The sequence below is a fragment of the Bacillus sp. FSL R5-0560 genome (assembly GCF_037966305.1).
In the GTDB taxonomy this organism is placed as follows: Bacteria; Bacillota; Bacilli; order Bacillales; family Bacillaceae; genus Bacillus; species Bacillus mojavensis.
Map to the genome: position 1 here is coordinate 3439501 of NZ_CP150195.1, position 25145 is coordinate 3464645.

Genomic DNA, 25145 nt, shown 5'->3' on the forward strand with positions numbered 1-25145 from the left:
CTTATAGCAGTTTTAAAATTATTTATCGTTCAGTGCAGCTACCCCTGGAAGCTCTTTGCCTTCCATGAACTCAAGAGATGCGCCGCCTCCTGTTGAGATGTGGCTCATTTTGTCAGCTAGGCCGAATTTTTCAACCGCTGCTGCAGAGTCTCCTCCACCGATGACAGAGTATGTATCTTTCGCCTCTGCCAATGCTTCCGCAACCGCTTTTGTTCCTTGAGCGAACAAATCGATTTCGAATACGCCCATCGGTCCGTTCCACACGACAAGTTTGCTGTTTTTGATGACATCAGCATACGTTTCGCGTGTTTTCGTACCAATGTCGATTGCTTCTAAATCACTAGGGATTTCAGAGATCGGCACAATTTTTACGTTTGCATCGTTAGAGAAATCATCTGCAACGAGTACATCTTCAGGCATGTAGAAGTTAACGCCTTTTTCTTTCGCGCGATCCATAAATGTTTTCGCAAGCTCGATTTTATCTTCTTCAAGCAGAGATTTACCAACCTCATAACCAAGCGCTTTAACGAATGTATAAGCAAGACCGCCGCCGATGATCAGGTTGTCTACTTTATCAAGAAGACTTTCGATGACGCCGATTTTATCTTTTACTTTCGCTCCGCCGATAATGGCAGTGAACGGACGATCAGGGTTGGAAATTGCTTTTCCGAGTACGTCAAGCTCTTTTTCCATTAAGAAACCTGCAACCGCTGGCAGATGCTCGGCAATTCCAGCTGTAGATGCATGGGCACGGTGGGCAGCACCGAATGCGTCATTCACATATACATCTGCAATCTCAGCAAATGCTTTTGCAAGCTCAGGATCATTTTTCTCTTCACCAGGGTAGAAACGTACGTTTTCCAATACAAGAACGTCTCCGTCCTTCATGTCGGAAATTTGCGATTTTACAGCATCACCGTATGCTTCATCCGCTTTTTTCACTTCTTTGCCAAGCAGTTCGCCGAGGCGTGCAGCAACAGGAGTTAAACGAAGCTCCTCAACGACTTCGCCTTTCGGGCGGCCTAAGTGGCTCGCAAGAAGGACTTTCGCGCCTTGGCCTGCAAGGTGTTTGATTGTCGGAAGTGCAGCACGGATACGTGTATCGTCTGTTACTTCCCCGTCTTTCATTGGAACGTTAAAGTCAACGCGGCAGAATACAACTTTGCCTTTTACGTCGATGTCTTTGAGAGTTTTCTTATTCATGCTTTAGGAGATCCTCCTTCAAAATGGTTTGCATGCAGCACGAAAAACGTGAAACCGTCTGATCAAGCGATGACTCCGCGAGGGCAGATCGCATACTTTTCGGCACAGGGCAGATCGTCTGAAGCCAGGGCAGTGGCCGCAGGCGAAGGCGCCGGAAAGCTGCAAAGCGCAGATGCTTCTCTTTCACAGAACGTTTTCTGAAAGCCGGTCTTCATGGAAAAAGGGAAAGGGAGTCCGTCCCCTTCCCTTGTCCGCTTTCATTATAGCGCTTCTATTCAAAAGAACCAAGTAAGGTCCTTTTTTCAGCTATGAATTAAAGACCTTTTTTAGCGATGTAAGCTGCAAGGTCAACAACGCGGTTAGAGTAGCCGCTTTCGTTATCGTACCAAGAGATTACTTTTACCATGCTGCCTTCCATAACCATTGTAGAAAGAGCATCGATTGTAGAAGAATTTTTGTTTCCGTTGTAGTCGCCAGAAACTAATGGCTCTTCGCTGTAGCCAAGGATTCCTTTAAGATCTCCTTCAGCTGCTTCTTTAAGAGCTGCATTTACATCTTCAGCTGTTACTTCTTGGTTCAGTTCAGCAACCAAGTCAACTAAAGAAACGTTTGGAGTTGGAACACGCATTGCTCCGCCGTTCAGTTTGCCTTTTAGTTCAGGAAGAACTAGAGAAACTGCTTTAGCCGCACCAGTTGAAGTTGGGATGATGTTTTCAGCTGCTGCACGCGCACGACGGTAGTCTTTGTGCGGAAGATCAAGAATTTGCTGATCGTTTGTGTAAGAGTGAACTGTTGTCATCATACCGCGTTTGATGCCGAATTTGTCGTTAAGTACTTTTGCAAACGGCGCAAGGCAGTTTGTTGTGCAAGATGCGTTAGAAATAACGTCGTGGTTAGCCGCATCGTATTTATCTTCGTTAACACCCATAACGATTGTGATATCTTCTTCGTTAGCAGGAGCAGAGATGATTACTTTTTTCGCGCCAGCTTCTAAGTGTTTCGCAGCGTCTGCGCGTTTTGTGAAGAAACCAGTAGATTCAACAACGATTTCAACGCCTTGTTTACCCCAGCTAAGTTTAGCAGGATCGCGTTCTGCAGAAACTTCAATTGTTTTACCGTTAACAACAAGGTTGTTACCGTCAACTGAAACCTCAGCGTCTAATTTTCCGTGTACAGAATCATATTGTAAAAGGTGAGCGAGCATGTTAGCATCTGTTAAATCGTTAACCGCTACTACCTCAACTTCAGGATTGTTTAATGCTGCGCGGAATACGTTACGTCCAATACGACCAAAACCGTTAATACCGACTTTTACTGCCATGATTGTTTCCTCCTTTAAATAAGTGAGAGATATTTATATTGAGGGATTATTCATCCCTTAATAACTTCTTTGCGGCTCCTTCGTCAGTGACGAGAACCGTGTTGCGCGGCTTTTTAAAGTAAGCCTCGATCGCCCCGGCTTTTGATGATCCGCCGGCTACCGCTATAATATCGGGAATGGCGTCTATGTCATCCAGCTGCATTCCGACAGAATGCACTTTGTGGACCACTTCGCCGTCCGCGTTAAAGTAGTAGCCGAACGCTTCTGTCACCGCGTCTTTATCATCTATTTTCTTTAAGTCTTCTAAAGGTGTGTTTCTCCGCTCAGCCATAGTTTTAGCTTCGCCGATTCCGTGAACCAGCATACTCGCTGATTTAATCGTGTTCAGCACCTCTTTGACAGAAGGTTCTTCAATAATAGATGAATAGGCGCCTTGTGACAGCTGTCCCGGAACAAACAAAAGCCGGTAAGTGCCTGAAGCCTTTTCCGCCATATGCGCGCATATGGTGTTCGCCTGGTTTTTTACGTCTTCGCCTAAACCGCCTCTTGCAGGCACAAACAAAAGCTCGCGGTTTTTAGAATCCGGCGTCATCATCTCGGCGACAGCTTCAATTGTCGTACCGCCGGTCACAGCGACGATATTTTTGCCTGAAAATCTTTTTTTCATACATGCGACAGCCGCTCTTCCCATTTCTTTTTTGACCCATGGGGATTGGTCGCTGTCTCCGGATACGATAATGACATCCTTTAGATTTAATCGTTCTTTTAATGTCTTTTCCAAAAGCGTCAAACCTAAAACATCTTTCATCGTATCTTCTAAAACGGAAAGCAGTTCATAACCCTCTTCTGTCAGCGTCATGCCGTTTGTTTTAATATCGACCAGATTCTGTTCCTTTAAAAACTGAACCTCGCTTCTCAGCACACGCTCGCTGATTCCGAGACTGGCAGAGAGGCTTCTGCGGCCGATGGGTTCTGTCAGCCTGATATACTGCAAGATTTCGAACCTCTTTTGCATAACGAGCAGAAGATCAGGCAATAATTTTTTTTGAGCTTGTATTAACTGGTTCATGACTCAAACGTTCCTTCCTTTTTTTGCTGGACACCAAACGTCCCGCTATGACAAAAAACGTCCCATCATAGCCAAAAAAAATTATTTCTGCTTTCTTTAATTATTTTAACAGGGTGGAAATGTTTATTCAACTGTTAAGAGCCAATTCATCGACAATATTCGCGCAGTTTTATGCAGCTGCGTTTCTCTTTCATTATTTTTCCCTCTATATTTCTATCTTATACAGCAAACCTTTAATGGTGCGCACAAAATAAAAAGCCCTTCTCAATCGAAAGGGCTTCACTTTTTAAAGCGTTTTCATTTTATCCAAAGCTTTTCAATCTCTTCGAGCGATTTATTCTTCGTCTCCGGACAGATTGTGACGACAAACAGGAAGCAGAGAATGTTAATGACGGCAAAGATCCAGAACGTGTAGGCCAGCCCGAACGAGCTGATCATCATCGGCACAAACTGCCCGATCGCCCAGTTTGCTCCCCATAAAAAGATGGTGGCGATCCCAGCGGCTCTCGCCCGCAGATGGTTCGGGAAGATTTCAGAAATCATAATCCATGTGATCGGCCCGACCGATACACAGAACGCGGCGACAAAACCTAATATAAAGAAGATCAGCATAAATCCGCTTGTTAACTGAAAATAAAACGACGTTCCGATTAAGATCATGAAAATCGCCATAAAAGCTGAACCGATGGACATCAGTTTTTTGCGCCCAACTTTATCAATCAATAAAACCGCGATGACAGTAAAAATGACCTCCACGACACCGACAATACAGGTTGTCACAAATCCGGCATTTTGTCCGAATCCCATCATTTTAAAGATTTCCGGCCCGTAGTAGGTGATGGCGTTCATGCCGATCACTTGATTAAAGAGCGCCAGCAGGATTCCAATAATAAGCGCTTTTCTGAGGCCTGGTTTGAAGAGCTGTGATAGTGAGCCCATTTGTTCTATTTTTAAAGAGTTTTCAATGTTCTTCAATTCTTCTTTTGCGACAGTTTCTCCATTAATACGTGTCAGTATCGATAACGCTTCTTTTGTTCTGCCCGCTTTCGCCAGCCATCTTGGACTTTCCGGCACGACCAGCAGGACAAGGAAAAAGATAACAGATGGCACCATTCCGTAAGCGAGCATCCATCTCCAGCCGGTTTGCACGCCCCATTCATATGTTCCGGAGCGCTGGACAGCGAGATTAATAAAGTACGTTGCGGAAATGCCCAGTATCGTAAAGAGCTGATATAAGGAAGATAAACTTCCGCGTATGGCGGGCGGCGCCGCTTCCGTAATATAAGTGACGGATAATGACGAACCCATTCCGATCCCCAAACCTCCGATAATCCTCGCAATGATTAAGGTCGACACGTCTTGTGAAACAGCAGAAACAACTGCTGATACCGCAAATAACAGGGCCGCTGTCATTAAGATTTTTCTGCGCCCGAACCAGTCGCTTAAAAACCCGGATATCCCGACTCCCGCAACTCCTCCAATCATAATGCTTGAAATGACAAGCCCCTCCATGAACGGACTCAGGCTGTATAAATCCTTGAGAAAACCAATAGCACCAGAAATAACTGCAGTGTCATAGCCGTACAATAAACCGCCAAGCCCCGCCGCGCATGATATCAAAATCACAAATCCCATTGAATGGCTTCTTGTTACAGGAGCATTTGGTTCTAATTGAGTTGGAGTGTTCTTCATTTCTCTGCCCTCCCGAAAGTTGAGTAAAGCGTTTACATTTCCCATTACAATTGTACGTACTTATTTAAAATTTTAACGAAATTTGTTCTTTATTAGTACGTACAAATATAGAATAATCCTGTTTGTATTTTCTGTCAATGTTTTCTTGTATAGTTCACTGTGATATACTAAAATTTGTCCGTATACATTTTGGAGGAATAGATATGTTACCAAAATATGCTCAAGTAAAAGAAGAAATCAGTTCATGGGTTAATCAAGGTAAAATTCTGCCCGATCAAAAGATCCCTACCGAAAACGAGTTAATGCAGCAATTTGGCGTCAGCCGGCATACCATTCGTAAAGCCATTGGAGACCTCGTATCGCAAGGGCTGCTATACAGCGTGCAAGGAGGGGGCACCTTTGTCGCTTCACGCTCCGCTAAATCAGCGCTGCATTCCAATAAAACGATCGGCGTTCTGACGACCTACATATCAGACTATATTTTCCCGAGCATCATTAGGGGAATCGAGTCTTATTTAAGCGAGCAGGGATATTCTATGCTTTTGACAAGCACAAACAACAATCCGGACAATGAACGCAGAGGATTAGAAAACCTGCTGTCACAGCATATTGACGGGTTGATTGTAGAACCGACCAAAAGCGCTCTGCAAACGCCGAATATTGGCTACTATCTCAATTTAGAGAAAAACGGCATTCCTTTTGCGATGATTAATGCGTCATACGCCGAACTTGCCGCACCAAGTTTTACTCTCGATGATGTGAAAGGCGGCATGATGGCTGCGGAGCACCTACTCTCTCTCGGCCATACGCACATGATGGGTATTTTTAAAGCTGATGATACACAAGGTGTCAAACGGATGAACGGATTTATACAGGCACATCGTGAGCATGAGTTATTCCCTTCCCCGGATATGATTGTGACGTTTACGACGGAGGAAAAGGAATCGAAGCTGCTGGAGAAAGTAAAAGAGACACTGGAGAAAAACAGCAAAAACATGCCGACTGCTATCCTTTGCTATAATGATGAAATTGCACTGAAGGTGATTGATATGCTTCGGGAGATGGATATCAAGGTGCCTGAGGATATGTCCATCGTCGGGTATGATGACTCTCATTTCGCGCAAATTTCCGAGGTGAAATTAACCTCCGTGAAGCACCCGAAGTCTGTTCTGGGTAAAGCTGCCGCAAAATATGTTATTGACTGTTTGGAGCATAAAAAGCCTAAGCAGGAAGATGTCATTTTTGAACCTGAGCTGATCATCCGTCAGTCCGCAAGAAAGCTGAATGAATAAAAAAGCAATGTATGGGTTTCCCCTTTACATTGCTTTTTTATGGCCTTTATCTGTTTTTCCAAATGTCAGCCACGATTTCAAATGAACGCATTCTGTCAGCGTGATCAAAGGTTTCTGAGTTGACCATAATTTCATCGGCCTGAGTTGTTTTGACAAAGTCTTCAAGCTTTTCCTTCACTTCTTCAGGACCGCCGACGATGGTTGAACTGAGCTGTTGATGAACCATTGCTTTTTCATATGGGCTCCAGATTTGATCCATGTCTTCTACTGGCGGCTTCAGCTGGTTTGGCGTACCGCGGACAAGATCAAGGAATCGCTGGTAATGGGATGTAGCCAGATGCTGTGCTTTCTCGTTTGTATCTGCGGCGATAATCGTTACGCCGACCATCGCATACGGTTCGTTGAGCACTTCTGACGGCGTAAAGGAATTGCGGTACAGCTCCAACGCGGGAACCGTATTCGCCGGTGAGAAATGAGCAGCGAATGCAAACGGAAGGCCCAGCTCACCTGCCAGACGGGCACTAAAGTCGCTTGAGCCCAGCAGCCAAATCGGCACATCTATGCCCTCTCCGGGAATGGCACGGACTTGATTGCGCACATTTCCTGACGGTTTAAAGTAATTGCGCAGTTCCTCTAATTGTTCTGGGAAATCTTCACCGCTGCTGATGTTTCTGCGGAGCGCCCTTGCAGTCAATTGGTCTGTTCCCGGCGCACGTCCGAGCCCCAGATCAATCCGTCCGGGATATAGCGTTTCCAGTGTGCCGAATTGTTCAGCGATTACAAGAGATGAGTGGTTCGGGAGCATAATGCCGCCGGAGCCGACGCGGATTTTCTTTGTGCCGCCGGCAATATGGCCGATCAGTACGGCGGTGGCAGAGCTTGCGACACCTTCGATATTATGATGCTCTGCAAGCCAATAACGGTGATAGCCCCACTCCTCTGCACGGCGCGCCAAGTCCATGCTGTTTCGGAATGACTCTGCTATCGTTCCCCCTTGAACAACAGGAGATAAATTCAAGACAGAAAGCAAGGTATCTTTGCGTTGGTTGTTAGACATATTGTTCTCCTTTGCAGTTGTGATATAAGTAAACAGCCTCATGCTGTTACGTCTCTATCGAAAGGACTTCTATCACACCTTAACACAACTGCGTTTAGGATGAAAAGAATTTGATTCGATGAAATTCGAACAATAAAAAGGCGTTCATCATTTGATTTTTATACAAAAAGCTCCTGTGCCATCTCAATGAAAAGCTTAGCCGCCAAAGAAGCCTCATGTAATGAAGGAACGGCAAGCTGCACATCCCGATACACCTGCGGATCGAGATCCCTAGTCACCACATGCTCCGGCAGCGTCATTCCCGACATTGACATTTCTGATAAAATCGCCAGGCCCAAGCCTTCTTTGATCATGCTGATCGAGGTGTTAACGTTATAGACAGTGAAAGCAGTGTGCAGCGTTGAACCAGCTTGCTTGAACTTATCGATAAAAGGGGATTCATAGCCGCCGTCGCAGACAACCATCGGCTCACAATCGAGATCTTTCAGCGTAATGGCTGATCGGCTGCACAGCGGGTGATCATCACGCAGCACGACGACCATTTTGTCTTTTTTCAGCCGAATGTACTCCATCTTGTCTGCCGGATACAGAAGAATGCCGGCATCAATCATCCGTGTATGGAGCCACTCCTTGACTTCGTCTACGGTTCCTTCATGCAAAACAAGCTCCAATTTCGGATACCTTTGTTTAAACTCGCTGATCAGCTTCGGCATAAAATAAGCGGAGGCGGTTGGAAATGTGCCGATATGAATCGTTCCCAGCTCAAGCCCTTTTTCTGCCGCTGCGACCTGCTCAACTTTTTCAATTCCTTTTAATACTTCTCTGATATGGACTAAGATCTTTTTTCCCGTGTCCGTCAGCATCAGGCCGTTTCGGCGGTCACGGATGATCAATTTCACATCAAGCTCGGCTTCAATCGCAGAAATGGCATGGCTGACAGCCGGCTGTGTCATGTTCAGCAACTGTCCCGCTTTTGTAAAACTCCCCGTCTCAGCTACTTTGACGAAAACTCTTAATTGTGTAATGGTCATAACTATTCACTTATGCTCCTCATAAAAAAGATTCATTTTATTTATCCTATGTTCTACCGTATCATATGATAGAAATGATCTACAAGGAGTGATCAAAAAAGTGAAACAGCTATCAAAAACGCGGACAGCGCTCCTTCTCGCCTTTCTCGTTATCATGTGGGGCATCAATTGGCCGCTGTCGAAAGCCGCGCTCGCCTTTTCGCCGCCTTTATTGTTTGCGGGCATCCGGACGCTGATCGGCGGGCTCTTATTAGTGATTGTTGCACTGCCGCGTATTCATAAACTGCGTTTTAAAGAGACGTGGCCGATTTATCTTGTTTCTGCTCTTTTAAATATTACGTTATTCTACGGACTGCAAACGATCGGGCTGAATTATCTTCCGGCTGGTCTGTTTTCCGCTATTGTATTCTTTCAGCCGGTGCTGATGGGTGTCTTTTCTTGGATGTGGCTCGGTGAATCCATGTTTACGTTAAAAGTGATTGGGCTTGTACTCGGTTTTGCCGGGGTTGCTGTCATCAGTGCCGCGGGCTTTGGCGGGCATATTTCTGTCATAGGGGTTCTGCTGGCTCTAGGTTCCGCGCTCAGCTGGGCATTCGGAACAGTATTTATGAAAAGAACAGGCAGCCGCGTCGATTCCATCTGGATGGTCGCCTTGCAGCTGACGATTGGCAGCGTATTTTTGCTCGTATCCGGCTTCTGGACGGAGAGCTTTTCCGCGATCCAATGGACAGTCCCATTTGTCGCCAGTCTAATGTTCATCTCAGTGTTTGTCATCGCGCTTGGCTGGCTTGTTTTTTTTACGCTTGTCGGTTCAGGAGAAGCAAGCAAGGTCGCGTCCTACACCTTCTTGATTCCGCTCATTTCAATCGTAGCCAGCTCCATTTTTCTGCATGAACCGCTTACCTTAAGCCTCTTGGCGGGTCTGCTGCTGATTGTCACAAGCATCTGCCTCGTGAATTCAAAATCAAAAGCACAGAAAGCTGCGTTGATCTGTGTAAATGAGAAGGCTTCACAATAATAAAACCCTCTTGTCGGATGTGACAAGAGGGTTTCTTATTTACTGGTGCTTGCGGCCTTTGACCAAATATGCAACTGTAATCAAAAGGTAGATCGCCGCAGTAATGCTGGTAATGACAATTGACGTTGTCATGATGACCCCGATCAGAATGGCGAGTAACGCCAGAATCGCAAACCATGTAGTGTACGGGAACCATTTTACATAATAGGCTGGTGTTTCTGTTTGCCCTTTTCTCGATTTCAAATGAGCGAATCCGATGATCAGCCAAATAAATAAGACTGTATATCCCAGTGACCCCATTAAGTAATTAAACGTCTGGCTTCCGGCGAACAGAGAAATCAATACACCAATATATAAAGAAGAAGTGCACATCAGGATCGCAAACATCGGGACGTTTTTCGATGAAAGCTTAGAAAAGACCCGCGGCAATCTTCCGTCAGTTGCCTGTGTATACAAAATGCGGGACGATCCGTATAAACCTGAATTCATAGAGGAAATGATGGCAAGCAGGATGACTGCATTCATGATATGGTCTGCCCCCGGAATGCCTACCATTTTAAAGACCATCACAAAAGGACTTTCTGGAACTGAATTCACTTGATTCCACGGGATCAGACTGACAATGATGAAAAACGGCAGCAGGTAGAACGCGACAATCCGTGTCAGTGTGCTGCGGACTGCTTTCGGGACAACCTTTTCCGGGTTCTTTGTTTCAGCAAGCGTCACTCCGATAATTTCTGTACCGCCGTAAGAGTAGATCACGACAAGCATCGCCGTAATCAGCCCTGTGCCGCCGTGCGGGAAAAATCCGCCGTGCTCTGTCAGATTCGAAAACCCGGCCGCTGTATGATCACCGAATGATACAAATAAGAGCAGCAATCCTAATAAAATAAAAATAATAATAACGGTAATCTTGATCATAGCCAGCCAATATTCGGTTTCGGCGAAAATTTTTACAGAAAGCAAGTTCACAATCGTAACAACAAGAGAAATTGCTAATGCCAGCACCCAGATCGGGCAGCCCGGCAGCCAATATTGAATAAAAATTGCAGCGACAACAGCTTCAGCCGCAATGTTAAGCACCCACATTTTCCAGTAGATCCAGTCCAAGAAATATGCAGCGTAATTTCCTAACACCTGCTGCACAAGATCACGGAAGGTTCTCGCGTTTCGGTTGCGCACAGCCATTTCTGCAAGCCCCTGCATAATAAACAGCAAAATAATGCCGCCGAGCAGGTATGCGATAATGACCGATGGCCCTGCCACATCAATTGCCGAGCTGCTTCCTTTAAATAAACCTGCACCGATTGCTCCGCCCAGCGCCATCATCATAATATGACGGGATGTCATCGTGCGTTTTAACGTCTGATTGTCCTTTTCCATCCTTTTTTCCCTCTCCTTCTCGTCTTCAAAAACAAAAAAGCCCGCCGTCTCCTATCTATACGAATAGATAAAGAGACGACGAGCCTTCGGCTGACCGCGGTACCACTCTTGTTGATTCTTCCTAGAAGAATCCAGCTTTTTGACCCTGTAACGAAGGTTAGCCGTTAAAACATAAGGAATATTCAATCTATTCCGTTTCGTCCTACCACTCCCGGGCGAGTTCAAAGAAGAATCAGACTGCGTCGCACCACCCCGCAGCTCTCTGTTACTGATTCCTTTCTTTTACTGCTCCCATTCTATGTGTTTTAGTTTTCTGAAAAACTCAAATTTTACGTTCTGAATATATTAACATAATATACGTGCTTCTGTTTTCTCTGTCAATAACTTGCGAGAAAAAACAAACTGTTATTTTGTCCCTTTTTGAACGGCCTTCCAGAAGGATTCCGATTCGTGTCCTAAAGCGTAGACAGAGACACCGGCTATTTTATATTGTTTCGCCAGGCGGCTTTTTGTTTCGATTGTTTTTTCATTTTCATACCAAACGACATGTTTATGTTTCTTTTTGTCAATGTAAGAAAACGTCATAGAACCTGTTTTTTTATTGAATGCCGGCTTTGCTTTCTGCTTCTTAATGAGGGACTTGATGTCATTCCATTCCCTCGCTGAGCTGCCGCTCCCATCTTTCAGATCCCAATCATAGCCGTAAGCAGGGACTCCCATGATCACTTTATTTCCTTTGATTTTTTTGACAGAAAACTGCAGCGAGTGCTTGATCCAGCTTGTGCTTGCCACTGAGCCAGGTTCGCCCCAAATGCCGTGTTCGTCGTAAGTCATGACTTGTACATAGTCCGCATATTTTCCGATTTTCGCATAATCATACGGCCAGCTCCAGTCATCGTTTTTATTATCGGCGCTTTTGGCCGGAACGGATACCATTGTTTTGATATGTTTCTTTTTCAGAGCTTGTGAGACATATTGAATGAAGCTTGAGTATGCAGAACGGTCTTTCGGATTAACTGCCTCAAAGTCAATATTGACTCCGTAATAGTGGTGCTTTTTTGCCAAAGAAATAAGCTGGTCAGTGAATCGTTTTCTCGCTGTTTTGTCAGTCATGACCCGATGCGCTAAGTTTCCGTCAAAATCATAAATAGCGTCATTATAATTGGAAATGACGGCCCACGTTTTGATTTTATTTTTTTCCGCGTATGTAAGCTGCTTGCTCGGGACATCGCCAATCACACGTCCGTTTTTATCAAACGCAAACGTATCAGTGGCAATAGAGCTGATATATTTATGATACTTCGTAAGAGAATTGTATGATGCCGTATCCCCAGTTGTATAGCCTAATGTCATACCGGCCGCCTTTGCTTCTGTTTTTGTATACATAAACAGAACGATTGCTATCGCTAGTGAAACAGCTATGATCAGCCATTTTTTCATTTCGTTTCCTCCTTTTTCACGTCATACTCTTCTCATCGGCCAAATTTTTGGAAAATGAAGTTTTTTCAAGCAGAAAGCCCGGCATAGGTAGCCGGGCTTTCTGGATCATCGGTCAGATACGAGAATATAAGCTGCTTTTACCGGACCGTGAACACCGACCACCAAATCCATTTCGATGTCGGCGGAGTTGCTCGGTCCTGTAATGTAGTTAATGCACGAGGGAACCGTGATGCCGTCAGCAATATTTTGCCTGATGATATCACTGGCTTGTGTCATTCTCGGCACGATGCTTGATTTTGGCACAATGGCGATATAGGTTGTCGGCAGAAGGCTGACAGAGCGGCCGATGTCTTTTGAAGAATAAAGGACAACCGTACCCGACTCGGCCAGTGTGATTTCACTGAATGTAATCCCCACATTGGCTTGCTCCGCTTTTTTGATATTTTCTTCACCTTTGTCAGCATCCCATTCCCAGACTTGCGTTCCTTCACCAGGCCAGTCTTTGGTGAGCAGGCTTTTTAAACCGTAAGCCTCAAACCGGGGATCCTTCGGAATGATGACAGGCCCTCCGGAAAACTGGCTGACTTGTTCACGCAAGGCATCGTACAGACCGGTTGAATCCGTCTCAATCAGCTCAGTATGGATTTTGACACAATGGTTTTTGAGCACCGTGACTAAATCATCGGGCGAATACCCTTCAAATGTTTTATATTGCGGCTGATGCGCCCACTCAGGGACGGCCACGCCGCCTGTTCTTCTTTCACGGCCAAGGCGTGACGCGATCCGGTTTAAAAAGCTTTCTTGATTCTGAATGGTTCCCTTCGTCATCACTGCTCCTCCTTTGTGTGCTCAGCTGTCTCTCTGTCTGTAAACCAGTCTCTGAATCTTGATTTATGCGGTGCCGGGAAATCGCGGATTTGCGTCCAGCCTTTTAGCGGACCGGGTCCTTTAGATATTTTGTCATCCTCTGTAAAAGGCGTCATGGCGGCAGGCGCCCATTTTGAGCCCATTTTATAAAGCGACAAAGAGGAAGACCCAAGACCGAACGCTTTCATCGCAAGCTTTTCACTGATCGGCGCTCTGCCTTCTTTTTCGACGATGTTCTGACGATGCTTGAGAAGCAGCTCATGAAGCGGAATTTTGACCGGGCAGGCTTCTGAACAAGCTGCGCACAGTGTAGACGCGTACGGCAGCTCCTTGTAATCGTCATAACCGCCGAGCAGCGGCGATAAAACGGCTCCAATCGGCCCCGAGTAAATCGAGCCGTATGAGTGTCCGCCGACATGGCGGTACACAGGGCAGACATTGATACAGGCCGCACAGCGGATACATTGCAGCACAGACTGAAATTCGGTGCCCAGAATGTTGGACCGGCCGTTATCCACGATGACAAGGTGGAATTCCTCCGGGCCGTCGATTTCGTCTTCCAGTTTTGGGCCGGTTAAGGCCGTAATATAACTCGTCAGCCGCTGTCCGACAGCGCTTCTTGTCAGCATGCCGACAAGCACTTCAAATTCGGAAAATGACGGGACAATGCGTTCCATTCCCATGACAGTGATTTGGGTTTTCGGCAATGTCGTGACAAGCCGCCCGTTTCCTTCATTGGTTACAAGGCTGACTGAACCCGTGTCGGCAATGGCAAAGTTGCAGCCGGTAATGCCGATGTCGGCTTCCAGAAATTTTTGCCGCAGGATGCCGCGCGCATGCATGACGAGCTCTTCCGGTTTCTCTGTCTGTTTATAATCCAGTCTTTCTTTAAACACATCGCGAATCTGCTCTTTATTTTTATGAAGAGCCGGCGCCACAATATGTGACGGCGGGTCGTGATCATCAATCTGCAAAATATATTCGCCGAGGTCGGTTTCGACCACTTCGCAGCCTTCCTTCTCCAGCACTTCATTCAGATTGATTTCTTCTGTCACCATAGATTTAGACTTTACGATTTTTTTGCCGTTTTTCTTTTGAATCACGCTGCGGATATAAGAGGAAGCTTCTTCAGCTGTTTCAGCAAAATAAACGTGTCCTCCTCTGTTTGATACATTGGATGCTAGCTGTTCCAAATAAAAATCAAGATTTTCAAGGACATGCTGCCTGATCTCCTCAGATAACGAACGCCATTCTTCCCAGTTTCCCAGCTCTTCGGCCGCTTCCAGCCGTCTCGTCCGCAGTCGCTCCTGCGCACCCGAGACAGCGCCTCTCATAAATTCATTATCGATCCCCTGTGATACCCGCTCTTTAAAAGCGTCAGTACCGATTTTCATCGCCATGATCCTTTTCCCCCTCTGTATCCAGTGTTATCTGCTGTTGAGCACTTCGGCGATGTGCATCACTTTGACATTCTTGTCCTTACGATCAAGCCGACCTCCGATATTCATCAAACAGCCGCAGTCAGCGCCGATGAGCACCTCTGCTCCCGTATCCTCCACACATGCGACTTTCTCATCAACCATCTGCTCAGAAATCTGCGCCATTTTGACAGAGAATGTTCCTCCGAATCCGCAGCAGTTGTGTTTCCCCGGAAGTGACGTGAATTCAAGCCCCTTCACATGGCTCAGCAGTTTCATCGGCTCCTCCGATACGCCGAGCAGCCTTGTCATATGGCATGACGTATGTAAGGTCGCTTTTTTATGAAGGGTTGCGCCGACATCCTCTACCCCAAGGACATTGACGATAAAATCGGTTAATTCATACGTTTTATCGGCCAGCTTCTGCGCTTTATCCGCCCATTTCGGATCATCTTTAAACAGGTGCGGATACTCCCTGAACATTGTGGTGCAGGAACCGGATGGACTGACGACATAATCTGACTCCTGAAACGTTTCGATCATTCGTTTCATTGCTTTTTTGGCGTCATTTACGTAACCGCTGTTGTAAGCCGGCTGGCCGCAGCAGATCTGCCCCTCCGGAAAATCAACCTCACACCCGAGCCGCTCAAGCAGTTCTACCGTTGCTTTTCCTACGTTTGTTTGAAACATATCAACAAGACAAGTGACAAAAAGTGAGACTTTCATGATGAACCCCTCTCTCATCCCCAATATATGATCTGGTCATCTGATGACCTGAAGTTAAAGCATTTACCAATATCGTACACTATTTGGACACAAAATTGAAAGCATTTTCTAATGATTTCAGCAATAAAAAAACGCCTGTACATAGGACAGCGTGTTTAAAAAAGCGATACTGCTTTTTCATGTTCTTGCACACACTTTCTGTATTTCTTATATGTTTTCACAAAGAGATAAAGGAACGAAAGACCTCATGAGCGCAAAAGCATTTCAAACAAAAAAGCACCGACGACCGCTGAACCTGACATATCCATAACCCCGATGTATAGTACAAGCTTTGCGGACGGACAGATAAGAAAACCAGAAAATAACCATGTAAATAAAAAGGAACCTGGTTCTGTACGATTCACCAGGTTCCTCATTAAATCCATCCTTTCTCCTCAGCTATACTAGCCGCTTCTGTCCGATTTTTTGCATTCAGTTTTTGGATGATTTCTGAGATATAGTTTCGGACTGTGCCTTGAGATAAATAGAGTTCAAGTGTGATGTCTTTTGTTGTCTTGCCTAAAGCAGCCAGCCGCAGTATTTGTTGTTCTCTTACAGTCAGCGGATTTTCATCACGAATCATGTTGAAGGTTAATTCCGGGCTGAACATCCGTTTTCCCTTTACACACTTTCGTATGGCATCTGCCAGATCGTCGATTTCCCCATCCTTCAAAAGATACCCGTGTACGCCGGCTTTGACGGCGCGTTCAAAATATCCGGGGCGGGCAAAGGTTGTCAGAATAATGACCTTGCTTTTACAGCCTTTTTTCATTAGCTCCTCTGCAACCTCCAGCCCGCTGTAAACCGGCATTTCAATGTCCATGATGCAGACATCCGGCTCCAGCTTGAGAATGGCTTTCAGTGCCTCTTCTCCATTTAACGCTTGTCCGATGACCTTCATATCCTCTTCCAGGTCAAGCAAGGATCCCAGAGCGCCTAAAAGCATTCGCTGGTCCTCGGCAATAAATAGACGAATCATCTATTTCGTCCTCCTCCTATCATTCTGCTTTTCTAATGAGCGGAATCGTCAGTGTTAACACCGTTCCGTTTTGGGCTGAAAGAGTCAGTCCTCCGTCAATAAACATCAGCCGCTCTTCCATTCCCCGCAATCCATTCCCAAACATCTTCTCCTTCACCGCTCCAGTTCCGTCATCCCGTATGAGAACGGTCATTTTGTCGGCATATTGAGAAATGGTGACTGCACAATGGGTCGCTTTGCTGTGCTTGATGATATTTGTCACTGCCTCCCGCATACACATACTGACAATATTTTGAGTGACGGGAGAGATGTCTGAAAAATCTACGGTCCCTTCGTATTGAAAGGTAATATTACCCGCTCTTAAAATGTGCCGAATGTTGGCTAGCTCCTCCGTCATGGTGACCGTTCTCATATCCGCTACAAGCTCACGAACTTGTTTGAGTGCCGCACGCGAGCTTGTTTCCATTTCTTTCGCTTCAAGCTTGGTCCGTTCTGCATCTGTTGCCGCCAGCCGCTGAATCAGCTGGCTTTTTAACGTGAGGAGCGAGAGGGTATGGCCGAGTGTATCATGAAGATCGCGGGCTATCCGAACACGTTCCTCCCTTTTGGTGAGTTCCTTTATATGTTCATTGGCTTGGTCAAGCTTTTTTTCAAGCTCTATCCTTCGAAACATGGAACGAATTCCGAAGGGAGAAATCAGCATAATGACCAGAAACGGCAGAACAGAAAACAGCTCCCTGATCGAGGCCGAATCCGCCAGAAAATGATACACGCAAGGAAATATCAGCATGAAAACAAGACCAAAGAAAGCACGGTTGAACTTCGTTTTCTCGCGGTAATAGCCCACAAAGTTTGCCGGGAAAAAGCCTAAATAAATATAGCTGATATGATAAAACAAACTATAAATAAAAATAATGGCCATTTGCGCGCATAACCAATACGTAAATGAAGGTCTGTCCGCACTGACGAACAATTGACGATATGTCACAACAAATAGGAGCAGCATGCCATATCCCAGCACTTGTTTGCTGCCCGATTCTCTCAATAAAGAAAGAAACGGCATAATGGTATACACCAAAAAGATATAAGGGAAAAAACCGAATTGCTTGGGGAATATGGATTTTATAAGTTTCATGTATTACACCGCTTCTTGTTTTCTTCTTATATACTTAAATAGTAGCATGAAGATCACTAAATAAGCGATTAACATCAGAACATTTTTCCAGGTTGGAAGCTCGCCCTGAACAAGAGCCCACGCTCCGCTCCCAAAATGATAAGACGGGAGCCACTGCCCTATGTTTTTCAATATGTCCGGCATGACCTCGATCGGCATCCACATGCCCCCGCTTATCGCCAGCAGCATGTAAAGCACATTACTGACCCCGGCTGCCGTTTCTACTTTTCTCATGAGACCGATTAATGTTCCTAACGCTAAGAACGGAAATGCGCCAATTAAAATCCAAAGCCCGCTCATCACCCATTCAAACAGTGACAAGTCAATGCTGTTTATGATGGCGCCCGCAAGAAAAATGACAGTAATAGATAAAAGATGAATGACACTTTGCCCGATCATCTGAGCCGCCAAATAAATATGATCCGGAAGAGGCGTGATGCGGATAAAGACTGACCAGCCTTGTGCCCGTTCTTGTACCAAACGGATTCCAAGCGTCATCATAGACGAACCCATTACGCTGAAGGTTGTCATAGACATTAAGTAATGGGCATTCCAGGCGCCTTTGTCAGCGACATTGGTATTCACTACGTTTGTAAAAAGATAGTAAAAGGCAATCGGCATAACAAGTGACCAAAATACAAAATATTTATTCCTGAGCACCCTTTTCATTTCAGCTATGCACTGTTTCCGCAGCATGTTCATCTCACATCGCCTCCCTGTTCCCGTCAGCAAGCTGTCGAAATGCCTCATCAAGTGTTCCTTGTTCGATTCGAATATCACGTGCATTGATGTGTTCTTGAAAGATGAGGGCCAACACTTTATCTGTATTTGACGTGTGAATGCTGATTCGCTGATGCTTTTGCGTCACTCGTTCAACTTCCGGATGCCGATAAAGCTTTTCCAATGATTCATCCGATGGAACCTTAAAGGAGACAGACTGTTTCTGAATCCTTGCCCTGATTTGTTTCGGCGTTTCGTCTGCGGCAAGCCGTCCTTCAGCAAAAAACAAAATGCGCTGTGCGGCATCATCTGCTTCCTGTAAATAATGGGTTGAAAAAATAATGGTCTTTCCTTGATCCGCCAAGCTATTCACTGTCTTCCAAAACTGGTGTCTGGATGTCGTGTCCATTCCGACAGTCGGTTCATCAAATACTAGTAACTCCGGATTGCCGGCAAGTGCCAAAGCAAAGCTCAGACGGCGTTTTTGTCCGCCGGATAATTTCTCTGCCGGTGTTTTCAAATCTTCTTTTGTGAGTGCTGTCAGCGAAACAAGCTCTTTCATGGATAATGGATGGGGATAATAACTGCGGATAAGCTCGAGGGTTTCACAGACCTTTAATCCCGGCATAACACTCACCTCCTGCAGCATGGTGCCGATTTTTTGACGCACCTGCTTTTCATCAGGCTGACGGTTAAATAATTTGATTTCACCCTCACTTGGCTTCAGCAATCCCAGCATCATAGAGATGGCTGTTGTCTTCCCTGCGCCATTCGGGCCAAGGATGGCGACAATCTCTCCTTTTCCTATGCTGAATTGAATGTTCTTCACTGCTGTTTTTTGCTGAAAATATTTTGTGACATTTCTTACTGACACAACCTCATTCATCACATGAGCACCTCCTGATTGCTTACATCAATTGTAAAATACCGGAACAGATGATTTTTAGTAAGGGGTGTCATGATTATGAGATGACAAATGTCATTTGTCTCATTCAGATGATATGACCGCCTTATATTATTTCCGGCACCCAGGCAATCCTCACGCTACATCTTCCCATCAATCCTGCTCTCCATGCCGCGTGTCCTCTATCTGCAAGACTCCTATTTACTTTCATAGAATGCCCGCAATTCACACCCCGAAGTGGTATGATATACATAGTAATCTTCATGTCGTTTTGGCTGAAAGGAGCAGACTATGAATCAATCAATTTTGACTAGGAATCATGTGAAGGTGAGGGGGAACGGCACAACACCAATTGTATTTGCACCTGGATTCGGGTGTGATCAAAGTGTGTGGGATGCCGTAGTTCCTGCCTTTGAAGACGAATATCAGCTGATTTTATTTGATTACGTGGGTGCGGGGAATTCTGATTTGCGGGCATATGATATGAATCGTTACAGCACACTTGACGGCTATGCACAAGATGTTATCGATGTTTGCGAAGCCTTAGATCTGTCAAAAATTGTGTTTGTGGGGCATTCTGTCGGGGCTGTCATTGGCATGCTTGCATCATTACGCCGTCCTGAGCTTTTTTCACAGCTGATTATGGTGGGGCCTTCTCCTTGCTATTTAAATGATCCGCCTGAGTATTACGGAGGTTTTGAGGAAGAGCAGCTCCTTGGGTTAATCGAGATGATGGAGAAAAATTACATTGGCTGGGCAACCGTTTTTGCGGCGACCGTAGTGAATCAGCCGGATCGTCCAGAAATTAAGGAAGAGCTGGAAAGCCGTTTTTGTTCTACTGATCCTATCATCGCACGGCAATTCGCGAAGGCGGCGTTTTTTTCAGATCATCGAAAAGATCTTCCAAAGGTGACCGTGCCTTCGCTTATCCTGCAATGTTCGAATGATGTCATTGCACCGTCAGCAGTAGGTGAGTATATGCAAAAGCATCTCCCTTACAGCACACTCATACAGATGAAAGCCAACGGGCACTGCCCGCATATGAGCCATCCCGAAGAGACAGTACAACTGATCAGGGATTATTTGAATGCATACGTGATTTAGGAACGAAAGGGATAGAGGTGACCCTCTGAATGGATCAACAATTGAATTATGCACCATGCGGTTTCCTTACTTTATCTGAAGAGGGTACAATTTTAGCTGTCAATCACACCTTGCTTAAGATTCTTGATTATGAACCGGAACAGGTGATCGGCCAGCATATCAATGCTCTTTTAACCATTCCTGCAAAGCTTTTTTATCAGCTTTATTTTGTTCCGCTTTTGCAGCTGGAGCAACACATTGAAGAAATGTACATCTCCCTGGAAACAAACAATGGGGAAGAAATCCCGGTCCTAGTAAACGCTGTTCAGAGAACGGATCAGGAAGCTGCTGTAACAGAATGCGTTGTCATTCCGATGCGGAAGCGAAATGAATATGAAAATGAACTGCTGATTGCCAGAAACGAGGTCGAGGAAGCACTGCTCGCCAAACAGAAAGCAAATGCGGAGTTAGAAAATGCTTTGCAGACGCTGAAGGAGAAACAAGAAGAGCTTCTCGCGATCAATAAGGAAAATCAGCAATTCAGATCGAATACAAAAAGAGAGCTTGAACTCGCCAGAAAGATCCAAGAAAATTCATTGACCGAACCGATGATGACGGATCATATTCAAATTGAATCGTATTATAAAGCATCCAGTGACTTATCAGGCGACTTATATGGATTTTATCAAATCGATGAGCACCGCTACGGCTTGATCATCCTTGATGTAATGGGACACGGCATTTCTTCTGCATTAGTTACGATGTCCCTCCATCCTTTGTTCCAGCGATTAATGACGCAGGGGCTCAGTCCCGACAAAGTCATGAAAGAGTTAGACTACCATCTTCACAGCTTGTTTCAAAACGATGAGGAGGCAAGGCATTATTGCACCGCTATTTGTCTTATCATTGATACAGACCTGCAAAGAATTGATTATGTCAACGCGGGCCATCCGCCCGCATTATGGCAGGATGCTAAGGGAACCCAATCAACGCTGGACGCAACCGCTCCGCCAATCGGGATGTTTGAAGAAGCGGTGTTTCAGTCAAGCACCCTTCACTATACACACGGCGGAAGGCTGCTTCTGTATACAGACGGTGTGATGGACCCGACGGCTTCATGTTATTTAGTCCATTTATTAAAGGATCATCCTGTTTTGCCTATAACTGAACTGAAAAACAAAATCCTCTCATCTCTTCAAGCTGAGCCTAAAAATGATGATGAGTGTTTTATTTTAATAGATGTAAAATAAAAGAATCCATGAGAGATAACAATGCATTGTTACGCCTCATGGATTTTCATTTTTTCAGTGTTTTTTCGGGATATGGCCTGTTTCCGCGTATTTGAATACCTGTAAGGACGGCAGCGGGTGTCCGTTGAAATCAAACAAAGCTTGATTATCCACTGCACTTCCCCCGTACCACTTACCTGCGTCTTCAGGATCGTATTCGGCTGCATAGCTGGCGGCCCAGCCGGAACCGTATGTTTCCCATATCGTTTTATTTCTCTCCAATTGCGTCTTCGGGCCGATAGGAACCCATGCAGGCTCCCAATAAAAAACACCCAGTCCGGCCGTTCCTGTTTTTGCCACTGCGTCCATCACATCTCTTACGGCATTTGCCTGGCCTTGCACTGAAATCGGGTATGGCAGCGTCTGACTGCTTTTAGGCGCTGTGTTTTCATGTCCGTCTCCGTCCTCAGCCGTATAGGTGTATGACGTTTCCGCCACCATGACTTTTTTGCCGTACGTATCCGCAACAGCTTTCAGTACGGAGGACAAATTGTGTAACGTACCGTGCCAGAATGGATAATACGAGCTGGCAAATACATCATAATCGACTTTGTTTTTGTTGAGGGTTTCAGCAATATATGAATATCGTCCTGGCGTTTCTGGGTTGGTGAAATGCAGCGCGACCAATATGTCTCGATTTATTTCCCTGACTGCCCGGCTACCTTCATTGAATAATTGACTCATCTTCTTCCAATCCGTTTCACCGGCAATTGCTCCTGTTGTTTCGTTTCCGACCTGTACCATACCGATATCAATGCCTTCCCTGACCATGGCCTGCAGACTTTGTTTTGTAAATGTATAGAGCTTTGCTTTCTTTGCTTCGAAGCTTAAGTTCACCCAAGCTTTTGGCACCTTCTGTTTTGCAGGATCAGCCCAGAAATCGGAATAATGAAAGTCTGCCAGCAGCTTCATCCCGTTCGCGGTTGCCCTTTTTCCGATTTGGATGGCTTTTTGAACATCATTATTGCCTCCCCCATAACCATTGCCATGAGCGTTATACGGGTCATTCCAGATGCGGACGCGGACATAGTTGACGCCTGCTTGCTTTAAGGTTGTAAAGATGTCCTGACGTTTCCCGCTTGCATTGTAAAAGGTCACACCGCTGTTCTCTAAAGCAATAATGCTCGACACGTCAACTCCTTTGATAAAGTCCTTGTTCATGCCCGCTACCTTTTTAACAAAAAGGTCATCCGCATGAAGCTCCGATACATATTTCTTCCCCTCTGCCGCAGCATATCCAGTCGAACTTCCGATCCCGCTCCAGACGATGACAGCGGCTAACAGCATGATGATTCTGCTTTTCATATTTCCACCTCTCACGTAAGCGATTTCAAAAAAGACCCCGCCCATATCGAGCGGAGGCACACCTTAATGTGAGTTCACAACAATTCTCACTTCATATTTTTCCAAGATCAAGTCACCTGAAAGCATTTCACCAGTAACGATATCCTTCACACGCTTATCAAACGAAACCAGCTGCTGTTGTTCCGTAAAATTCATGATGAAAATATAATCATTGTGCTGATCCTGTCTCGCCTGTACGGAGACGCCTTTTCCATGCTTAACCGGAAAAACCGGAGATAAAGACAGTTCTTTTATCAAACTTAAATAAAAATCTCGGTGAAATTGATCCTCTAAACGCGCGCCGATAAAATACGCTTTTCCTTGTTCATATTGATGGCTTGTAACCGCAGGGGTATGCGCATAAAAGTCATCCTGATACACACCCTCTGCCGTTGCGGCTTTCAATTCAATCACCGTTGCATAATCTTTCATTTCATACGTTTGATTGCGATAGCTGACAGCATTTCGATCTTTCGGATACAGCGTATCTGTTTCGAGCGTCTCAATTCCAAATATCGTTTGCAAGTCTGGATGCCAACCGCCTGTGTACGTTAAATCATGCTCATTGACGATTCCGCTGATATACGTCATCACCAAGGTGCCCCCGTTAGCCGTAAACTTCTTTAATCGCGAAATGGTTTCTTCACTGATTACATACAGCATGGGGACGATCAGCAGCTTATACGCTGAAAAATCATGTTCTTTTGTAATCACGTCGACCGGGATATCCTGTTCCCAGAAAGTGCGGTAATGCTGCTGCAGTGTTTGCGGATAACGCTTTGTCGCTTTTGCAAACCCCTGAGCGTCCTGAAGCGCCCAGTCATTTTCCCAATCATACAAAATAGCAGCTTCAGACGGCCTCTTCGTTCCAACGACATCAGCAAGCTTTTCCAATGTCTCCCCGACTTTTGCCACTTCTTGAAAGACACGATTCTTTGGGCTGTTGTCATGATCCACAATCGCCCCATGCAGTTTTTCCGACGATCCCCGTGATTTTCGAAATTGGAAATAGAGAATGCTGTCCGATCCGTGGGCAATCATTTGCATAGATGAAAGCAGGTTCATGCCGGGGCGTTTTGCTTTATTGACGTTATGCCAATTGACAGCGCTAGGCGTACACTCCATAAGTAAAAAGGGCTGCTGCTTCAGGCTTCGGTAAAGATCATTGATAAAGCCGACCTTCATCGCCAAATCTGCTGTGCTTTCCCAATCATTGTGCCACACAGGATAAGCGTCCCAGCTGATGACATCCACATGCTTTGCAAATTTACTGTAGTCCAGGCCTTGATACGGAATCAAATCCGGTGTGTCAGCCATAAAGTTCGTTGTGATAGGAATATCAGGCGTCAGTTCTTTCAGCGGAATGATTTCATTTTCATAAAACGAAATGGTTTGATCCGTGACAAACCGGCGCCAGTCTAAGTTCAGTCCATGCAAGCCATTTTCTCCAATCGGGGATGGGCTTTCAATTTGTGACCAGTCATTAAATGTATGGCTCCAAAACGGTGTCCACCACGCGTTATTCAATGCTTTGAGACTATTGTCATATTTCATTCTCAGCCACTCTCTGAAAGCGTTCTGGCATAGGTCACAGTGGCATTCTCCTCCATATTCATTGGAAATATGCCACATCAAAAGCGCCGGATGACCGCCGTACCTTTCTGCTAATAAACGGTTGATGTGCCGCGTTTTTTCACGATAGACCTTGGACGTCAGACAGTGGTTGTGCCGTCCGCCGTGCAGCTGTTTCACCCTGGAGGCATTGACCCGCAGCACTTCAGGATAGGTTTGCGACAGCCAGGCAGGACGCGCTCCGCTCGGCGTTGCTAAAATGACACGGCCGCCGATGCTGTGAATACGGTCAAAAACATCATCAAGCCAATCAAATTGATATACACCTTCCTCCGGCTCAAGCGCACTCCATGCAAAAATGCCGACAGAAAACGTATTGGTATGGGAAAGCTTCATCAGCTTTATATCGTCGGCTAAAATATCCGGCCGATCCAGCCATTGATCAGGATTGTAGTCTCCTCCGTGGAGCATATACTTCGCTTTTGTAACGTGCGTTTTTTCAAGCTTTGACATGATTTTCTCCC

At 45.6% G+C, this 25145-nt stretch carries 23 protein-coding genes and 1 other annotated feature; of the genes, 5 read left to right on the plus strand and 18 right to left on the minus strand.

What is annotated here, in order from left to right; translation table 11 throughout:
* Window positions 1-18 precede the first annotated feature (18 nt).
* Window positions 19-1203 (minus strand): phosphoglycerate kinase, encoded by a 1185-nt coding sequence (locus NST56_RS18115; RefSeq protein ID WP_268504629.1) that lies wholly within the window; start codon window positions 1201-1203, stop codon window positions 19-21.
* 48 nt (window positions 1204-1251) lie between these two features.
* Between NST56_RS18115 and NST56_RS18120 the strand changes: the two genes are divergently transcribed.
* On the plus strand, window positions 1252-1404 hold the full coding sequence (locus NST56_RS18120; RefSeq protein WP_154648864.1) for a hypothetical protein: 153 nt from the start codon (window positions 1252-1254) through the stop codon (window positions 1402-1404).
* Between the two features lie 112 nt (window positions 1405-1516).
* On the opposite strand, the gene gap is transcribed toward NST56_RS18120, so the two are convergent.
* From gap to araE, 3 genes are all read right to left on the minus strand, one after another.
* Window positions 1517-2524, minus strand: a complete 1008-nt coding sequence (gene gap / locus NST56_RS18125) for a type I glyceraldehyde-3-phosphate dehydrogenase (protein ID WP_010331916.1) — start codon at window positions 2522-2524, stop codon at window positions 1517-1519.
* Between the two features lie 46 nt (window positions 2525-2570).
* Entirely contained in the window at window positions 2571-3593 is a 1023-nt protein-coding gene (gene cggR / locus NST56_RS18130; protein WP_010331917.1) for a gapA transcriptional regulator CggR, read from the minus strand.
* Between the two features lie 297 nt (window positions 3594-3890).
* The gene (gene araE / locus NST56_RS18135; protein ID WP_010331918.1) at window positions 3891-5285 is read right to left on the minus strand and encodes an arabinose-proton symporter AraE; all 1395 of its coding nucleotides are present in this window, start codon (window positions 5283-5285) and stop codon (window positions 3891-3893) included.
* Window positions 5286-5488: 203 nt separating this feature from the next.
* On the opposite strand from araE, the gene araR reads away from it, so the two are divergent.
* Window positions 5489-6577, plus strand: a complete 1089-nt coding sequence (gene araR / locus NST56_RS18140) for an arabinose utilization transcriptional regulator AraR (protein ID WP_339178249.1) — start codon at window positions 5489-5491, stop codon at window positions 6575-6577.
* A 46-nt stretch (window positions 6578-6623) separates the two neighbouring features.
* On the opposite strand, the gene NST56_RS18145 is transcribed toward araR, so the two are convergent.
* Window positions 6624-7634 carry an LLM class flavin-dependent oxidoreductase gene (locus NST56_RS18145; protein ID WP_010331920.1) on the minus strand — a complete coding sequence of 337 codons (1011 nt, stop codon included), beginning with the start codon at window positions 7632-7634 and terminating at the stop codon, window positions 6624-6626.
* Between the two features lie 158 nt (window positions 7635-7792).
* Window positions 7793-8665 (minus strand): LysR family transcriptional regulator, encoded by an 873-nt coding sequence (locus NST56_RS18150; protein ID WP_168748780.1) that lies wholly within the window; start codon window positions 8663-8665, stop codon window positions 7793-7795.
* Between the two features lie 100 nt (window positions 8666-8765).
* Between NST56_RS18150 and NST56_RS18155 the strand changes: the two genes are divergently transcribed.
* Window positions 8766-9683 (plus strand): DMT family transporter, encoded by a 918-nt coding sequence (locus tag NST56_RS18155; protein ID WP_268447141.1) that lies wholly within the window; start codon window positions 8766-8768, stop codon window positions 9681-9683.
* 39 nt (window positions 9684-9722) lie between these two features.
* Here the strand turns inward: NST56_RS18155 and NST56_RS18160 are convergent, their stop codons facing one another.
* The 10 genes from NST56_RS18160 to NST56_RS18205 all read right to left on the minus strand — a co-directional run bounded on the left by NST56_RS18160 (window position 9723) and on the right by NST56_RS18205 (window position 19318).
* On the minus strand, window positions 9723-11066 hold the full coding sequence (locus NST56_RS18160) for an amino acid permease (protein WP_010331923.1): 1344 nt from the start codon (window positions 11064-11066) through the stop codon (window positions 9723-9725).
* 68 nt (window positions 11067-11134) lie between these two features.
* Window positions 11135-11374, minus strand: a binding site (T-box leader).
* Between the two features lie 97 nt (window positions 11375-11471).
* A complete protein-coding gene (locus NST56_RS18165; protein ID WP_326332039.1) occupies window positions 11472-12506 on the minus strand; it encodes a glycosyl hydrolase family 18 protein in 1035 nt (344 codons plus the stop codon).
* A gap of 105 nt (window positions 12507-12611) precedes the next feature.
* On the minus strand, window positions 12612-13334 hold the full coding sequence (gene lutC, locus NST56_RS18170) for a lactate utilization protein LutC (protein ID WP_286057950.1): 723 nt from the start codon (window positions 13332-13334) through the stop codon (window positions 12612-12614).
* Window positions 13334-14773, minus strand: coding sequence for a lactate utilization iron-sulfur protein LutB (gene lutB / locus NST56_RS18175; protein ID WP_010331926.1), 1440 nt, complete (start codon window positions 14771-14773; stop codon window positions 13334-13336). The genes lutC and lutB overlap by 1 nt, the downstream gene beginning before the upstream one ends.
* Window positions 14774-14800: 27 nt before the next feature.
* Entirely contained in the window at window positions 14801-15517 is a 717-nt protein-coding gene (gene lutA, locus NST56_RS18180; protein ID WP_213417999.1) for a lactate utilization iron-sulfur protein LutA, read from the minus strand.
* A gap of 245 nt (window positions 15518-15762) precedes the next feature.
* Window positions 15763-15921, minus strand: a complete 159-nt coding sequence (locus tag NST56_RS18185) for a hypothetical protein (protein WP_154648865.1) — start codon at window positions 15919-15921, stop codon at window positions 15763-15765.
* Between the two features lie 11 nt (window positions 15922-15932).
* Entirely contained in the window at window positions 15933-16535 is a 603-nt protein-coding gene (yvfU, locus tag NST56_RS18190) for a two-component system response regulator YvfU (RefSeq protein WP_010331928.1), read from the minus strand.
* Between the two features lie 19 nt (window positions 16536-16554).
* Window positions 16555-17670, minus strand: a complete 1116-nt coding sequence (locus tag NST56_RS18195; protein ID WP_339178263.1) for a sensor histidine kinase — start codon at window positions 17668-17670, stop codon at window positions 16555-16557.
* 3 nt (window positions 17671-17673) lie between these two features.
* Window positions 17674-18411 carry an ABC transporter permease gene (locus NST56_RS18200; protein ID WP_010331930.1) on the minus strand — a complete coding sequence of 246 codons (738 nt, stop codon included), beginning with the start codon at window positions 18409-18411 and terminating at the stop codon, window positions 17674-17676.
* A 1-nt stretch (window position 18412) separates the two neighbouring features.
* Window positions 18413-19318 (minus strand): ABC transporter ATP-binding protein, encoded by a 906-nt coding sequence (locus NST56_RS18205; RefSeq protein WP_326332036.1) that lies wholly within the window; start codon window positions 19316-19318, stop codon window positions 18413-18415.
* 306 nt (window positions 19319-19624) lie between these two features.
* Between NST56_RS18205 and NST56_RS18210 the strand changes: the two genes are divergently transcribed.
* Both NST56_RS18210 and NST56_RS18215 read left to right on the plus strand, forming a co-directional pair.
* Complete coding sequence (locus NST56_RS18210) at window positions 19625-20437, plus strand: alpha/beta hydrolase (protein WP_026014611.1); 813 nt, start codon at window positions 19625-19627, stop codon at window positions 20435-20437.
* Window positions 20438-20466: 29 nt separating this feature from the next.
* Window positions 20467-21666: a SpoIIE family protein phosphatase gene (locus NST56_RS18215; protein ID WP_326218377.1), complete on the plus strand. Its 1200-nt coding sequence runs from the start codon at window positions 20467-20469 to the stop codon at window positions 21664-21666.
* Window positions 21667-21720: 54 nt separating this feature from the next.
* Here NST56_RS18215 and NST56_RS18220 read toward each other — a convergent pair whose 3' ends face one another.
* A complete protein-coding gene (locus NST56_RS18220; protein WP_339178268.1) occupies window positions 21721-23010 on the minus strand; it encodes an arabinogalactan endo-beta-1,4-galactanase in 1290 nt (429 codons plus the stop codon).
* Between the two features lie 63 nt (window positions 23011-23073).
* Window positions 23074-25137: a beta-galactosidase gene (locus NST56_RS18225; RefSeq protein WP_339182287.1), complete on the minus strand. Its 2064-nt coding sequence runs from the start codon at window positions 25135-25137 to the stop codon at window positions 23074-23076.
* Window positions 25138-25145 lie beyond the last annotated feature (8 nt).

Coding starts and splice junctions, on each gene's coding strand:
- NST56_RS18115 (WP_268504629.1), bottom strand. CDS start 1,203: ATGAATAAGAAAACTCTCAAAGACATCGACGTAAAAGGCAAAGTTGTA.
- gap (WP_010331916.1), bottom strand. CDS start 2,524: ATGGCAGTAAAAGTCGGTATTAACGGTTTTGGTCGTATTGGACGTAAC.
- cggR (WP_010331917.1), bottom strand. CDS start 3,593: ATGAACCAGTTAATACAAGCTCAAAAAAAATTATTGCCTGATCTTCTG.
- araE (WP_010331918.1), bottom strand. CDS start 5,285: ATGAAGAACACTCCAACTCAATTAGAACCAAATGCTCCTGTAACAAGA.
- araR (WP_339178249.1), top strand. CDS start 5,489: ATGTTACCAAAATATGCTCAAGTAAAAGAAGAAATCAGTTCATGGGTT.
- NST56_RS18145 (WP_010331920.1), bottom strand. CDS start 7,634: ATGTCTAACAACCAACGCAAAGATACCTTGCTTTCTGTCTTGAATTTA.
- NST56_RS18150 (WP_168748780.1), bottom strand. CDS start 8,665: ATGACCATTACACAATTAAGAGTTTTCGTCAAAGTAGCTGAGACGGGG.
- NST56_RS18160 (WP_010331923.1), bottom strand. CDS start 11,066: ATGGAAAAGGACAATCAGACGTTAAAACGCACGATGACATCCCGTCAT.
- NST56_RS18165 (WP_326332039.1), bottom strand. CDS start 12,506: ATGAAAAAATGGCTGATCATAGCTGTTTCACTAGCGATAGCAATCGTT.
- lutC (WP_286057950.1), bottom strand. CDS start 13,334: ATGACGAAGGGAACCATTCAGAATCAAGAAAGCTTTTTAAACCGGATC.
- lutB (WP_010331926.1), bottom strand. CDS start 14,773: ATGGCGATGAAAATCGGTACTGACGCTTTTAAAGAGCGGGTATCACAG.
- lutA (WP_213417999.1), bottom strand. CDS start 15,517: ATGAAAGTCTCACTTTTTGTCACTTGTCTTGTTGATATGTTTCAAACA.
- yvfU (WP_010331928.1), bottom strand. CDS start 16,535: ATGATTCGTCTATTTATTGCCGAGGACCAGCGAATGCTTTTAGGCGCT.
- NST56_RS18195 (WP_339178263.1), bottom strand. CDS start 17,670: ATGAAACTTATAAAATCCATATTCCCCAAGCAATTCGGTTTTTTCCCT.
- NST56_RS18200 (WP_010331930.1), bottom strand. CDS start 18,411: ATGAACATGCTGCGGAAACAGTGCATAGCTGAAATGAAAAGGGTGCTC.
- NST56_RS18210 (WP_026014611.1), top strand. CDS start 19,625: ATGAATCAATCAATTTTGACTAGGAATCATGTGAAGGTGAGGGGGAAC.
- NST56_RS18215 (WP_326218377.1), top strand. CDS start 20,467: ATGGATCAACAATTGAATTATGCACCATGCGGTTTCCTTACTTTATCT.
- NST56_RS18220 (WP_339178268.1), bottom strand. CDS start 23,010: ATGAAAAGCAGAATCATCATGCTGTTAGCCGCTGTCATCGTCTGGAGC.